Below are 13,446 nucleotides of genomic sequence, written 5' to 3'. Positions count from 1 at the left end.
CGTCGGCAGCGTCAGATGTGTAGAAGAGACAGGGGGAGGACGGGCGGGGCGGCAGCATCGTGGAGGTGACGTACGAGCTGACCGCGCTCTCGCCGGAGGGGGAGCGGACGCTGCGGGAGTTCGCCGCCGGATACGCGGCTTTCCTGGCGTCGTGGGAGCAGGCCATCGCCCACCATCTGGCCGGCTGAGGCCGGCGGCGGGCACTGACCCGGCGCTCCCGGCATCGCAGGTGCCAGGAGCGCACCGGCAAGCAGCGAGACCGCCGCCTCGATCTCCTGCCACCACCGGACGCCGTCCCAGCAAGCGCGGCTACCGGGTGCCCGGCCCGCCCGGTGCCGCTTCCGGGATCATCCGCCGTGCGTCCGGCGTTCGGCCGGAGCGGCGGCGTGGATCGTGGTGAAGGCCAGGAGCGGGGCGGCGGTGCGCGGCGGATCCTCGAGAATGGGCGAGTGCCCGAGGCCGGGCAGCAACTCGACCTCCGCGCCGGGAACGATGCGGTAGTCGGCGGCGGATGCGGACCGCCATCTGCGGTCGTCCTCGCCGAAGATCACCAGCAGCGGCTTGCCGAGGACCGCCAGCCGGTCCGGGAGCGGCTGCTGCGCCAGGTAGGCGCTGGTCCCCTGCATCGTCGCGGTGAGCGTGTGCAGGGTCATGGCGCGCACCTCGTCCAGGAGCTCTTGCGGGACCTGATAGCCCGCGCGGCTGAAACCGGTGCTCGCGAACTGGCGGATCTGCTCGTCGGTCGGTGGCCACTGCGTGGGTGCGATCGCGGCGGACTCCGACGGGATGAAGGCGCCCAGGCTGGGGCCGGCGTTGATGAGCACGAGCGCGGTCACCAGGTCGGGCCGTTGCTCGGCGAGGGCGGTGGCGACCGCGCCGCCGCTGGAATGGCCGACGACAGTAGCCTGCTCGACGCCCAGCCGGTCCAGCGCCGCGCCGACCCGGCGGGCCTGGTCCGGGGTCGCGTAGCTGCGGTCGGCCGGTCTGGCCGACCGGCCGTGCCCGAGCAGGTCGATCCGGATGACGTGATGGGATCCGGTCAGCAACGGGACCAGCTGGTCCCACGAGCGGATCGAGGAGGCGGACCCGTGGATGAGCAGGAGCGCGGGGGCGTCGCGGGGGCCGTCCTGGCTCACGTGGATGTCGCCGTCGTCCAGGGTCAGGGTCGAGGTCTCGGCGTCGCCGTTCACCTGAGGCTCGCCGTCACGAATAGTCATGAGCCCACTGTCGCCGCCCGCACGTGCCGGCGGCTTGGACAAATGTTCCCGCCCCCGGCTCGCATAGCATGGGACGGTGCGGACGTTCGTGCACGGTTCGGCTGTCTGGGAGGTCGCGTGCCCGCAGCGGCCCAGCCGGGTGGCCGGTGTCACCATGGCCGGGTTCCGCGTCCGGGACCTGGACGCGCTCCGGATGGTCCCGCACCCGGCCGTGACGCTGCTGCTGGATTTCGGCGCCGGCTCGCCCGTCCTGGACTCCGCCGCCGGGCGGCAGCAGCGGGGAAGCGTCGTCGCCGGGCCCGGGATCGGGTCAGGAGGCGCGGTCTGGGCGCGGGGTGAGAACGTCGAGTGCGTGCAGGTGCGGCTGTCCCCGGTGATCGCCCGCGCGGTTCTGGGCGTCTCCCCGGCCGACCTCGGCGGCGACGTGGTGGCGCTCGACGACCTGTGGGGCGGGGAAGCGGCCCGGATCCGTGAGCGGCTGGGCGAGGTCTCGTCGTGGCAGGATCGCTTCGCGCTGACGGACGCGCTGCTCGCCCGCCGGCATGAGGCGGGGCCGCCGGTGGACCCGGAGGTGGCCTGGGCCTGGGAGCGCATCGTCGGCGACCGCGGCCTGGCCCGGGTCGAAGGGCTGGCGGCCGAGGTCGGATGGAGCCGTAAGCGCCTGTGGTCCCGGTTCCGGTCGCAGCTCGGCCTGGCGCCCAAGCGTGCCGTGAAGCTGGTCCGCTTCGACCATGCCGCCCACCGCCTGGTCGCGGGTGAGGGCGCCGCCCGGGTCGCGGCCGACGCCGGCTACGCCGATCAGTCCCATCTGCACCGGGACGTCGTGGAGTTCACCGGGGTGACCCCCGCGACCGTGGCCGGCGAGCCGTTTCTCGCGGTCGACGACATCGCATGGGCCGAGCAGGTGCGACGGTACGCGAGTCTGAGCCCGTAAGTGGCTGTCCTCGAACCAGGATCCCCGGCGGCGCTCGCGGCGGATGGTATCCGCCGCGAGCGCCGTGCATCCGTGAGTGACCTGTTCGCACGGTTTGGCTGTCGGACCGCGAGTCTTCGCGAGGTCGTGGATCGGCCCCTTGCCCGACGCTGGTGGGCGGCCTTGACTCAGGCGGGCAGGACGTTGTCGGCGAATGCGCCCTGCATGTTTCCGCGCTCCTCGAAGACGAACACGATGTAGGTCTCGAAGTATTCACCTGGCTGGCCCGCGACGCGCGCGATGCCGACCTTGGTGCTGGCCTTCCAGACCAGCTGGGTGAAGTGGCCGGCGCCGGGTGAGAACTGGGCGGCGGCGAAGTCGTAGGCGGCGATCTCGTCGTACCACTTCTTGACCGCCCTTGATCCGGGCAGGGCTTCAGCGTCGCCGCCCCAGAAGATGTTCTCTCCCGTCTGTGCGCGCAGGCCGGTGTGACCCGCCGCGAGTTTTTCCTGCTCGGAGCGGGAGGAGGCCCGCTCTAACGCGTAGGCGTTGAGTTCCGGGTCCATGACCAGAGGTGGCGCGTGGTGCTTGGCCCGGTAGGCGTTGGCTTCGGCGAGCGCCTCGGCCTGGAACTCCGGCGTGGTGGCGTTGGGCAGGGCGGGTCGGGTTCCTGTCATGAGACATCCTTCGAACAGCGTCAGGACGGCCTGCCGTGCCACGATCGCTGCTCATCGTGTCTCACCGGCAGCAGACGGCTGCTCCTGCAGCCGCCTGCCTCGCATCCTGTGCCGCCCCGCAGACATTCGCCAGGTGCGGCCGCTGTCCAACATCGGACACGACACGCTTGGGAGGCTCGGACACATTTGGTCTCGGACCTGGCGATTCGTACCAGCTCAGGAGGCGGTGGGGGCGGCCCCAGGCATGGCCGAGGGGAGGACCGTTGAGGTTATGGGTGGCCCGTAAGCAAAAGGGGTTGCCGCTCGGTTTGTTTCGGCCCGGCCTGACAGTTTGTGCTCATTGTCTGTATCGAGCCAGTCTCTTAGCGTCATCGGCGTGGGTCCTCCGGGCCCGGCAGGGGAGGCGTGCGATGGGGTTCATGCGCAGCAAGACCACCGGATTCTCCGCGGTCATCCCGACTTCGTTCCAACAGCCATGGAAGCTGTGGTTCTTGCGCGGGGAGGAGGCCGCGCTGATCGACACGCAGGCTCTGCAGTGGCAGAAGCCGCTGTCGGAAGCGTTCGACGGAGCGTTCACCGGTCTGCCCGAGCCGTTCGCCAGCTGTAGCGACGGCGCCTTCTACCTTCACCACAAAAACGGGAACACGCTCTTCCTCGCCGGGGACCAATGCCTGGAGTGGAACTGGGGCGATCGAAAGGTCATCTACCAGGGGCCGATCACCGGCTTCCCGGAGTTCGGGCCTCATATCCCGGCCGCGTTCCGCAGCGACATCGACATCGCCATGCAGCTACCCACCGTCTATAGCACCCGCCGCACCTTGCTGATCAAGGGCGACCAGTGCGCGATCGTCCGATGGGGCGAGGGCGTGGGCTACCAGGGGCCCCTGTCGGAGATGGCGGCTGCCGGGATGCCGAAGGCCGGGTGGAAGATGCTACCCAAGGACATGAGCGGCGACTTCGATCACGCCGTCCTGTTCGTTGGCTCTAGCGCGACAGACAGTCAGACCTTGTTCATCAAGGGCGACCAGGCGATGTACTTCGACTGGGAGAAGGGCCCCATCGCCGTGGGTACCTGGGGCCAGGCGATGACCGGGCTCGGCGCCCTGCCCGCCGACTACCACAAGCCCCGGCTGCCGGCCGCTGGGCGCTTCTCCGGCATCACCGACGGCCTGCGGGTCGATCTGCGCGTCGATCTGGAGGGCGAGTTGCCGGTGGTCTCCGGCGACTTGTTCTACGCAGACGGGGATTACTACAACTCCTTCATCCTGGACGGCAACCAGGCCGTCACCCTGCCCGCCACCATCACCGGCACCGCGAAGTACGCCACCAACACCAGCAAGACGAAGATCTCGGTGGTGGTGGACAAACTCGCTCCCGGCGGTATCGCCACCCTCACCCGCAGCGAACCCGACGGATCGAAGCCCACCACCTACACCTGCGCCTACACCTCCCGGTTCCTGCGCACCATCGACTGGGAGGTCGACGCCATCAAGGGCACCACTTCGGCGCCCCAGTACTTCACCGGCGCCTATCCCCGTCCGCCCGGCCTGGCCAAGAAGCTGATCACCGTCCAGTCGGCCTTCGCCGACGTCGGGATCGAGCTACGCATGACCGATAAGGCTGATGAGATCGACGTCAACAACCAGTGGGTGGGCGAGGACGAGAAGGCCCAGGCCGGAACGGAGGAGGCCACGAACTTGAGGTGGTCTAATGCCGAGTTGCATGCCGCGATGGTCAGCAACTTCAGCGGCTACCGAGACACCCCGCAGTGGAAGCTGTGGGGCTTTGCCGCCACCCGTTACGTCGACGACGGCACCCGGGGCGTAATGTTCGACTTCTTCGATGGCCACCAACGCCAAGGGCTGGCCATGTTCCACGACGAGATGAAAAATGAGGGTGCACGCGACACGCTGCGCACCTGGGTGCACGAGATCGGCCACGCCTTCAACCTGAACCACAGCTGGGAAAAGAACGCGGACCAGCTCGGGCCGCGGAAGGGCCACGGCGACCTGTCGTGGATGAACTACCCCACTCAGTACTGGCCCTCCGGCGATGAGACGGGCAGCACGGGCGTAGGGGGCCGCATCGTCGCCTACTGGCAAGCCTTCGCCTTCCAGTTCACCGACGGTGAACGGCGGCATCTGCGCCACGGCTTCTACAACGACCTCGTCATGGGCGGACGCGGCTTCGGGACCGGCGCCGCCGACCGCCCCGCCCTGCAGCAGTTCGACCTGCCGCCGGCCAGCCGATCGGGATTGCGCCTGGAGCTGTCCGGCCGCGACAGCTTCTCCCACGGCGAGCCCGTCGTCACCGAGATCAAACTGTCGCTGGACGGCAGCACCGCCCAGGCCGACGCCTTCCCCGATCTCAGCCCGCGCGGCGACAACCTGACCATCCTGGTCACCGACCCGGCCGGAGCCATCCGCCCGTTCCGGCCCATCGCCCGCGCCTGCGGCAGCCCCGATCATGTCACCCTCGATGCCTCCACCCCCGCCCTGTACGACAGCGCTTACCTCGGCTACGGCGCCGACGGTCTCACCTTCCCCACGTCCGGCACCTACCAGCTGCGCGCGCTGTACAAGGCACCCGACGGCTCCACCGTCACCTCCCCTGAGCACGCCATTGAGGTCAACGCGCCGCGCGACGAGCAGGACCAGCAGGCCGGCGACCTGCTGATCGGCTCCCAGCAGGGCACCCTGCTGGCCCTGCTCGGCTCCGACACCCCGCAACTACAAGAAGGCAACGACGCCCTCGACACGCTCATCGCCGACCACGGCGACCACCCCCTCGCCGTGTACGCGCGGATGGTCAAGGGCACCAACGCCGGACGCCACTTCCTCACCCTCGGCAAGGACGGCATCAGCGTCCGACGCGCCGACACCGACACCAGCATCGAACAACTCAGCGCGGTCGTGGAAACCACCCTCGACCCGGGCATCGACGCCGGCGTCGACAACATCACCCTGAACGAGACCATGCGCCGCCTGGCCCGCGCCCACGCCCGCGCCGGCGATCTCAAGCAGGCCGACGTCGTCCTGGACCAGCTCGTGGACACCTTCCGCGACAAGGACGTCCCCCCGCCGGTCCTGGCCACCATCGTCGAACAAGCCGAAACCACCCGCGCCCAGCTCCACGACCAGGCCTGACAACCCCCACAGCACGCGCACGAGACGCTCACGCAGGAGGGACGCTCGCGGCGGACCATGTTCGCCGCGAGCGCCGCCGGGTCAGGCGCCGGGTCATCAAAGCGATCGCTGACCAGGAGATGTGCGCTTCGGAGTGCTGGACCAGCCGTTCATGGTCTCGGCAGTTGCGCCGGGCTCGCACAAGCGCTGGGCGGTCTGGCGGGAGCGGCCGCATTCCACGGGGGTGGAGTCGGCCACTCACACGTCGTCGCTCCACAGGCTGGTGTCCCGGCCGAGGATGCGGATCAGATGCAGCACCAGGGCGGTGGCGGCGCGCAGGCGGTTGTTGCAGCCGCACTGGCCGGGCAGGTAGGGGACGGGCCGCTCAGGTGGGCGCGGGCGTAGCGCAGCCAGCGCCGCTCGGAGGTGAAGCCGAGCAGCGCTGACAGCACTGCCGGCGTGACCAGCTCGGCGTCGCTCAGCCTGGGTTGCATCCCGATCCGGGGTCGCTCGGGGGCGAGATCAGGGGAAGCGATCAGCTGATCGTCGATCTTCACCTACAGTGCTGTCGCGAGGGTGTTCAGTTCTGTCGTCACAAACGGATCTTGAACGCCCTCGCTTCATGTCCGCAGCCGAACAGCTGATCTCTACCCCTTGGAATCAACCATCAAGGCGAGCCCGTCAACCGCGTTTCATTCGGGATCGGTCAGCTCGGCCAAGGCGTCGCGCAGGGCGGCGCGGGAGGTGATGCCTAGTTTGGGGAAGACCTGGTACAGGTGCGTGGAGACCGTCCGCGGCGACAGGAACAGTTGCGCGGCGATCGCCTTGTTGGTGAATCCGGCCGCTGCGAGCTGCGCGATCTGCCGCTGTTGCGGGGTCAGCGATGACAGCCCGGTCCCCGGGACGGCATGGCTGATGCCGGTGGCCCGCAGTTCCTGGTCGGCTCGGCGCGCCCACGGGACCGCGCCCAGGCCGTGGAACGTCCGCGACGCCCGGGACAGGTGCTCCCGGGCCTGCGTGGTCCGCTTGGCGCGGCGTAAGTGGGCGCCGAGGCTGAGCTGGACGCGGGCCAGGTCGAACGGCCAGCGGTCGTTGCCCGGCTCGCGGATCGCCTGATCCAGCTCTGAGGTGTCGGCCCCGGCGTCGGTGACGGCGGCGGCGGCCAGCATGACCAGGCGCAGACGCGGCGACAGCCGATCCAGCTCGCAGGCGTGGGCGGCGGCCAGATGGTCGGCGGCCTGCGCGGTGCGCCCGGTGTGCATGGCGGCCTCAATGAGGTCGTGGAACACCCACAACGCGTGCGGCGTGTACGGGGCGAGGGTGCCGGGCGCGCTGATGGCGGCCGCGCGGTGGAACGCGGTCTCGAAATCGCCGTCGGCGAGCGCGGTCATGGCTCGAATGTGTGCGGCGTACGTGCTGATGATCCCGGCGCGGCGGGGCGCGGCCCAGGCCTCCATGGCGTGGGCCGTTCCGATCGCCTTCCCCGCGTCGCCACGGGCGGCGGCCAGCAGGGCGTCGGTGAGCCGTCCCGGCCAGGCCAGCAGGTCGTAGCCGTGTGCCTGGCACAGCTGCAGGCCCTCGTCGACCAGGTGTTGGGCCTCGTCCCAGCGGCCGGTGTGGAAGGCGTCCTGCCCGAGCAGGAACAGCGCCTCGATGGCCGAGCTGACCGCGCCGCCCTCGCGGCCGTGCCGGATCACCCGCAGGAGGGCTTCGCGGCATTGCGCGAGCCGGTCGAGATAGGCGACCGCGATGCCGGTGCGCACGATCCGCGCGGAGCTGCCCTCCGCCTCCAGGCGTGCGACGGCCGCGTCGGCGCGCGCGAGCATCTGCGGCGTGAGGCGCGCCGGATCGCCGAACGTGTGCGACAAGACGACCAGCAACTCCGGAGGGTGGGGCGTGAGCTGGTCGACGGCGTCGTGCAGCGGCGGCCAGAGCTCTGCCCGGCCGCCGAAGAAGCACACCATGAGCAGCGTGTACAGCACCTCGATGACCACGATGTCGCCCGCGTCGAGCGGTTGGTCGCCGATCGCGGTCACCAGCAGCCGGTGCGCGGTGTCCACGTCGCCGTCACCGTGGAGCAGGTGGAAAGCCCGGGCCCCGGCCACCGGCAGCACGTCGTCGGGCCCCGGGTCGGCGGTCCGCGCCTGCTCCAGCAGCCGGGGCGTGTCCCGCAGGTCGCCGGTTACGATCGAGCCCAGGTACGCGGCCTCGGCCAGGCGCCCGCTACGGCCCCGGCCGGGCGGGCTGAGCCTGGCGGCGCGCAGCAGGTGAGCCACGGCCCCCACGGAGTCGCCGCGTCGCAGCGCGGCCAAGGAGACCTCCTTGAGCAGAGCGGCGACCTTCTCATCGGGCCCCTCGGCGGCTTCGGCCAGATGCCAGGCGTGCCGTTCTGGACGGCCGGCCAGGCGGGCGGCGAGCTCGGCGTGCGCGCGGCGGCGTTGCTCGCTGGTTGACAGGTCCACCACCGCCGATGCGATCAGCGGGTGCCGGAAGGTCAGGCGTTCGGCCGACTCCTCGGCGCGCACCAGGCCCGACTGCTCGGCGGCGTGCAGGGACCCGCCGCCGCGGTCGGCGTCGATCGCTTGTGCGAGCCCCAGGTCGCCGGTGCCGTCCAGGGCGGCGAGCAGCAGCAACTCCACGACGGGCGGCGGCAGCGCGCGGACCCGGGAGGCGAAGGCGTCGTGGAGCCGGTGCGTCAGCGGCACCGGCGCCGGCAACGTCCCCGTCACGGGGTCGCCCAGGTCGGCGAGGGAGACCGGCAGTTCCAGCAGGGCAAGCGGATTGCCGCGCGCCGCCGCCAGCAGTCGCCGCCGCACGCGCGGCGTCATGACCGGGTAACGGCTGGTCAGTAGTTGTGCCGCGGCGTCCTCGGTGAGCGGGTCCACGTATACGGCCGTCAGCGCGCCGACGTCGAAGAAGCCGGGTTCGCCGGTACGGCAGGCCGCCAGCATGCCCACGGGCAGGCCGTTCAGGCGTCTTGCCACCATGCCGAGCACGATCGCGCTGGCGCGTCGAGCCATGGCAGGTCGTCGATCACGAGCAGTACCGGTCCGCCGGTCGCCGTGAGGAGCGCCAGGACCGCGGTGGCGACCAGGAGCGGCTCGGGAGCGGCGCCCTCGCCCAGGCCGAGCGCCACATTCAGCGCCCCGGTCAGCAGCGGGCTCAGCCGGGACGCCTCACCCAGGCACGGGTGCAGGAGCTGGTGCAGCGCCGCATAGGAGATCTCGGCCTCGAACTGCGTCCCTGCGGCGCGCAGCACCCGGATCCCACGACCGGACGCGCCGCCGGCCACATTGCCGGTCGCGAGGGCGGCGGCCTGGCCGAGCAGGGACGTCTTGCCGACGCCCGCCTCCCCGGTCAGCAGCAGCGCCTCCCCCGCGCCGTCGGCGATCCGGGCGATCGCCTCGCGCAGCCGGCGGAGTTCCGGTTCGCGGCCGAACAGGGCGTGCCGTGCCTCGAGCCGGTCCATCCCCCGACCTTCCATCGCCGGGCCCGGTCTGTCTACTGCGCCTGCCTATTGGAGCTGGTCTACGGGAGGGCGGCCGCGGCCTGGGCGATGACGGCTGCCACGGCCGCCGGGTTCGACACGTAGACGGCGTGGCTGCCCGCGACCTCGGAGACGGTCGAGCCCGCGCGCTCGGACATGGCACGCTGCGCGGGCGGCGGGATCATGCGGTCGTCGGAGGCGACCAGGTACCACGACGGCTTGCTGCGCCACGCGGGCTCCGACACCGCGCCGCCGAGGGCGTCCACACCCCACGGCACCTGCGAGTCGGCCATGAAGCGCGCCTGAGCCTCGGGCAGGTCACCCGCGAACGAGGCGTGGAACTTGTCGCGGTCGAGGAACAGGAAGCCGTTCACTGGGGGCAGGATCGGCGGCACCGGGGCGCCGGGCGGCGGGTCTGCGATGAGGGTGTTGACCGACTCGCCCTTGTCAGGGGCGAACGCCGCGATGTACGCCAGGGCGGCCACGTTGGGGTGGTTGCCGGCTTCGGTGACGACGACGCCGCCGTAGGAGTGCCCGACCAGGACCGCGGGGCCGTCCACGCCGTCGAGGATCTGGTGGGTGGCGGTCACGTCGCCGGCCAGGGACAGGGTGGGGTTCTGTACGATGTAGACGCGGTAGCCGTCGGCGGTCAGGTGCTCGTATACGCCCTGCCACCCGGAACCGTCCACGAACCCGCCGTGCACCAGCACGATGTTCTTGATTTCTGCGCTCACGACAGCGCCTCCTTGAATGAGGGAGATGCCAGGAACGGTAGACCGCGGAATCAGGCCTCGATTGCGTCAAATGACGTAGGTCGACTGCTTTCCTGCAGCGATAGCCACTTGTCCTCGTCCGGCGAGATCACCTTCGGGGGAGCGGGCCGCCGGACGCAGCGGGTCGTCCGAAGCGACCACAGCGACGGCGCCGCGATCGATGATCCTTGATCTGTCCGGGGTGATGTTCCCGGACTCCGCCCGATGGGCCTGATCATCCGCCCCTGGCAGGCCGGTGGGTGGCCGAGCGAACCTTCGGCCGGCTGATGCTCCACCGCCGCCTGGTACGCGACTACGAAGCACGCCCCGACCGCTCCGAAGCCGTGATCCACATCGTCATGATCGACCTCACGACCCGCCGGCTCACCGGTGAGGACACCTCTACCTGGCGCAGCACCTGAACCCGGGACCAGACAGAACTAAACGCCCACCAAGCTTCCTCGGCCCGGCGCTCCCGTCCAGGGCCCACATCAGCGGCAGCGCGCCCTGCGATGACCACGTTCGGTCCTCCTTACGGCGGGACCTCCGAGAGCACGAGATCCCGCCTGATCGGACGGGATCTCCCTCACCCTCCTCTGCGGATCGATCAGCAGAGGAACTTGCCGCAGACTGCCGGGATCTCGGCCGTGGCGGACACGGTCACCGCCGTGGCGGTGACGTCGTCCGTGGTCACCGTCACCGTCACGCTCTGGTCGGCGGCCTTGGCCTTCACGACGATGTCGCAGAACGGCGTGCTCACATTGCAGCCGGCCACCTTCTGGTACTTGGACGGCACGGTCCAGTTGTAGAAGTTGAACCCGTTGGCGACGCCGAAGTCGAGGACGTACGAGGAGTCGGCGAAGCGGGTGCCGCACCACCCCTGCCCGGCCCCGCCGCCGCTGCCGGTGGTGTTGCCGATGACCTGGCAGAACAGCGCCGGACTGGTCGCCGCCGCTGCCGGTGTCGTCGCGGCGGCCGTCACTCCCAGGGCGACCAGCAGGGCGAACACCAAGGACATGATCCGATGCACGTCATTGCCCCTTTCGATGAACGTTTCGGTTGATAGGCGTTCCACGGCGTTCCGATCCGCCGTCCGGCAGCGGAACGGGCTGGAACCCGCGGGCATCCTCAGGGCGCTCCTACGAGGTGGCGACGTTGACCGCCCTGGGCAGCAGGGCCATCAGCGCCACCAGGACGGCGGCGGCCGGTGCACCCCAGAACAGGACGTCGGGGATGGCCGCCGCGGTCGCCGCTGGGCTCGGGGCTCGACCCTGGAGCTCGCGGGCGAGCAGGCTGCCGAAGAGGGCCACGCCCAGCGAGAGGCCCAGACCGCGGACGGACACCACGGCGGAGGTGGTCGCGGCCAGATCGGCAGGAGCGGCCGCGTTCTGCGCGACCACCACCAGGTTCTGCATCAGCAGCCCAAAACCGATGCCCAGGACGCCGATCTCCACCGCGAACAGGGCATAGGCAGCGTCCGACGTGATCCGGCCCAGCAGGGCGAACCCCAGCACCGCGATCACCGACCCGGCGAGCAGGTACGGCTTGAACCGGCCGCTCGCGCCGATGCGGGCACCGGCGAGCGAGGAGACCGCCATGAAGGTCAGCACGTACGGATTGAGCGCCAGGCCCGCCTGGGTCGCCCCCATCCCGTACCCGGCTTGCAGGTAAGTGGGCAGGTAGACGATCGAGCCGCCGAGCAACGCGCCGAGCAGCGCGGTGGCGGGCAGCACGACCCGCAGGACGGGATCGGCGAACAGCCGCATCGGCAGCAGCGGGTTCGCCGCCCGCCGTTCCCGCCACACGAACAGCGCCGACGTCACCGCCACCGCCGCGACCAGCGCGAGGATCACGCCGGACGTCCACGCGTACGTCCCGCCGCCCCACTCGGCCACCAGCAGCAGGCCCACCGTCGCACCGGCGATCAGCAGGGCCCCGGGCAGGTCCACCTTGCCGCCACCGCCGGTTCCGGGCAGCCGCAGCGCGATCGCGGTGAGCGCTACGCTCAGCAGGCCGAGAGGCAGGTTGATGTAGAAGATCCAGCGCCAGCCCCACGCGTCGGTGATCGCGCCACCGGCGAGCGGGCCGCCCACGCTGGCCAGCGCGAACACGCCGCCGGTGAAACCCTGGACCCTGCTCCGCAGGTGCTGCGGATACAGCTCGGACAGCGCGATCGTGGGCAGCACGAACAGCGCGCCGGCCCCGATGCCCTGCACCGTCCTGGCGGCGATCAGCTGGGGCATCGTCTGGGCCAGGCCGCACAGCGCGGAGCCCGCGACGAAGACGGCGACGGCGGCGATGAAGACCGCGCGCCGGCCGAAGCGGTCGCTGACGCGGCCGTAGAGCGCGCCGGTCGCGGTCGAGGCCAGCACGTAGGAGGTGACGATCCAGCCGATCGCGGAGATGCCGCCCAGGTCGGCGGCGATGTCGGGCAGGGCGATGGCCACCACCGTCTGGTCCAGGACCGACAGCAGCATGCCGATCAGGAGGCCGGCCGTGGCGAGCGGCACGTTGCCCGGCCGCGGCGGGGCGCTGGACGCTACGAGGTTCGCGGACATGACCTTCAGCCCTCCGCCTGCGGCCCGGACGGGGTCTGCGCGAACGGGTTGGGCAGGTCGAAGTCGGCGCTGAGCAGGTCCTGGTCGATGATCGCGGCGGCGATCATGCCGCTCGCCGCCGCGGCGATGACCGCGGCCTGAGGCATCGGTACGCCGGCCCGCCGCGCCATGTCGCCTGCCGCGTACACGCCGGGCACGCTGGTCTGGCCGAACTCGTTCACCTCCACGCATCCGTCGGCGAAGGACGCGCAGCCGAGGCGGCCGGCCAGGCCGGAGCGCTGCCGGGCGACGTTGACGACGAACACCGCCTCCCTGGCCAGCGGCGGGCCACTCTCGAACGCGATCTGCTCCAGCCGGTCGCCGGTGCCCTCCAGGCGGGCGATGGGCTCGCAGCGCACGGCGACGCCGTTCGACTCCAGCAGCGCGCGGGACCCGGCGTCGAGGGGCTCGCCGCCGGTGCAGAGCGCGACGTCGGCGGCGAAGCGGCTCAGCTGCAGCGCCAGCCGTACGCGGGCCGGTTGCGCGCCGATCACCGCGACCTGCCGGCCGGTGCATTCGTAGCCGTGGCAGTAGGGGCAGTGGAACGCGGACCGGCCCCACAGCGCCTCGACCCCGCGCGGACCGGGCAACTCGTCGGCCAGCCCGGTGGCCAGCAGGAGCCGCCGGGCGTCCGCCGTGCCGCCGCCGGAGAGGTCCACGCGAAAGCCACCGCCCCCG

12 protein-coding genes and 2 pseudogenes are annotated in these 13,446 nt (G+C 71.0%); 4 read left to right on the top strand and 10 right to left on the bottom strand.

What is annotated here, in order from left to right:
• Positions 1-65: 65 nt before the first annotated feature.
• The gene (locus tag ETD85_RS67125; RefSeq protein ID WP_276617407.1) at positions 66-188 is read left to right on the top strand and encodes a hypothetical protein; all 123 of its coding nucleotides are present in this window, start codon (positions 66-68) and stop codon (positions 186-188) included.
• A gap of 159 nt (positions 189-347) precedes the next feature.
• On the opposite strand, the gene ETD85_RS52030 is transcribed toward ETD85_RS67125, so the two are convergent.
• Complete coding sequence (locus ETD85_RS52030; protein ID WP_138697271.1) at positions 348-1,217, bottom strand: alpha/beta fold hydrolase; 870 nt, start codon at positions 1,215-1,217, stop codon at positions 348-350.
• A 76-nt stretch (positions 1,218-1,293) separates the two neighbouring features.
• Between ETD85_RS52030 and ETD85_RS52025 the strand changes: the two genes are divergently transcribed.
• Positions 1,294-2,151, top strand: a complete 858-nt coding sequence (locus ETD85_RS52025) for an AraC family transcriptional regulator (RefSeq protein WP_138697270.1) — start codon at positions 1,294-1,296, stop codon at positions 2,149-2,151.
• A gap of 167 nt (positions 2,152-2,318) precedes the next feature.
• Here the strand turns inward: ETD85_RS52025 and ETD85_RS52020 are convergent, their stop codons facing one another.
• Complete coding sequence (locus ETD85_RS52020) at positions 2,319-2,807, bottom strand: CAP family protein (RefSeq protein ID WP_138697269.1); 489 nt, start codon at positions 2,805-2,807, stop codon at positions 2,319-2,321.
• A 263-nt stretch (positions 2,808-3,070) separates the two neighbouring features.
• Between ETD85_RS52020 and ETD85_RS52015 the strand changes: the two genes are divergently transcribed.
• Positions 3,071-5,953 (top strand): hypothetical protein, encoded by a 2,883-nt coding sequence (locus ETD85_RS52015; RefSeq protein ID WP_206059426.1) that lies wholly within the window; start codon positions 3,071-3,073, stop codon positions 5,951-5,953.
• Between the two features lie 76 nt (positions 5,954-6,029).
• Here ETD85_RS52015 and ETD85_RS66395 read toward each other — a convergent pair.
• The 5 genes and pseudogenes from ETD85_RS66395 to ETD85_RS52000 form a co-directional block, all read right to left on the bottom strand.
• A pseudogene (locus ETD85_RS66395) lies at positions 6,030-6,137 on the bottom strand (IS5-like element IS4811 family transposase); the annotation flags it as partial.
• Positions 6,138-6,193: 56 nt separating this feature from the next.
• A pseudogene (locus ETD85_RS52010) lies at positions 6,194-6,489 on the bottom strand (IS982 family transposase); the annotation flags it as partial.
• A 135-nt stretch (positions 6,490-6,624) separates the two neighbouring features.
• A complete protein-coding gene (locus ETD85_RS52005; protein WP_206059424.1) occupies positions 6,625-8,919 on the bottom strand; it encodes a helix-turn-helix transcriptional regulator in 2,295 nt (764 codons plus the stop codon).
• A complete protein-coding gene (locus tag ETD85_RS65185) occupies positions 8,901-9,401 on the bottom strand; it encodes an ATP-binding protein (RefSeq protein WP_206059423.1) in 501 nt (166 codons plus the stop codon). The genes ETD85_RS52005 and ETD85_RS65185 overlap by 19 nt, the downstream gene beginning before the upstream one ends.
• A 59-nt stretch (positions 9,402-9,460) precedes the next feature.
• Positions 9,461-10,153: an alpha/beta hydrolase gene (locus ETD85_RS52000; protein WP_138697267.1), complete on the bottom strand. Its 693-nt coding sequence runs from the start codon at positions 10,151-10,153 to the stop codon at positions 9,461-9,463.
• A gap of 278 nt (positions 10,154-10,431) precedes the next feature.
• On the opposite strand from ETD85_RS52000, the gene ETD85_RS51995 reads away from it, so the two are divergent.
• On the top strand, positions 10,432-10,593 hold the full coding sequence (locus tag ETD85_RS51995) for a hypothetical protein (RefSeq protein WP_206059422.1): 162 nt from the start codon (positions 10,432-10,434) through the stop codon (positions 10,591-10,593).
• A 185-nt stretch (positions 10,594-10,778) separates the two neighbouring features.
• Here the strand turns inward: ETD85_RS51995 and ETD85_RS51990 are convergent, their stop codons facing one another.
• The 3 genes from ETD85_RS51990 to ETD85_RS51980 form a co-directional block, all read right to left on the bottom strand.
• Positions 10,779-11,201, bottom strand: a complete 423-nt coding sequence (locus ETD85_RS51990) for a hypothetical protein (RefSeq protein ID WP_138697266.1) — start codon at positions 11,199-11,201, stop codon at positions 10,779-10,781.
• Positions 11,202-11,310: 109 nt separating this feature from the next.
• The gene (locus ETD85_RS51985) at positions 11,311-12,729 is read right to left on the bottom strand and encodes an MFS transporter (protein ID WP_138697265.1); all 1,419 of its coding nucleotides are present in this window, start codon (positions 12,727-12,729) and stop codon (positions 11,311-11,313) included.
• A 5-nt stretch (positions 12,730-12,734) separates the two neighbouring features.
• A partial coding sequence (locus tag ETD85_RS51980; RefSeq protein WP_138697264.1) for an NAD(P)/FAD-dependent oxidoreductase occupies positions 12,735-13,446 on the bottom strand: 712 nt, incomplete at its 5' end.

Source organism: Nonomuraea zeae (assembly GCF_005889725.1).
Taxonomy (GTDB): Bacteria; Actinomycetota; Actinomycetes; order Streptosporangiales; family Streptosporangiaceae; genus Nonomuraea; species Nonomuraea zeae.
Note: the sequence above shows the minus strand (reverse complement) of the source record. Positions and strands in the feature narration are given on the sequence as shown.

What these genes read in the sequence shown, in the direction of transcription:
- ETD85_RS52030 (WP_138697271.1), bottom strand. Translation starts at nt 1,217, where the DNA reads ATGACTATTCGTGACGGCGAGCCTCAGGTGAACGGCGACGCCGAGACC.
- ETD85_RS52020 (WP_138697269.1), bottom strand. Translation starts at nt 2,807, where the DNA reads ATGACAGGAACCCGACCCGCCCTGCCCAACGCCACCACGCCGGAGTTC.
- ETD85_RS52005 (WP_206059424.1), bottom strand. Translation starts at nt 8,919, where the DNA reads ATGGTGGCAAGACGCCTGAACGGCCTGCCCGTGGGCATGCTGGCGGCC.
- ETD85_RS65185 (WP_206059423.1), bottom strand. Translation starts at nt 9,401, where the DNA reads ATGGACCGGCTCGAGGCACGGCACGCCCTGTTCGGCCGCGAACCGGAA.
- ETD85_RS51985 (WP_138697265.1), bottom strand. Translation starts at nt 12,729, where the DNA reads ATGTCCGCGAACCTCGTAGCGTCCAGCGCCCCGCCGCGGCCGGGCAAC.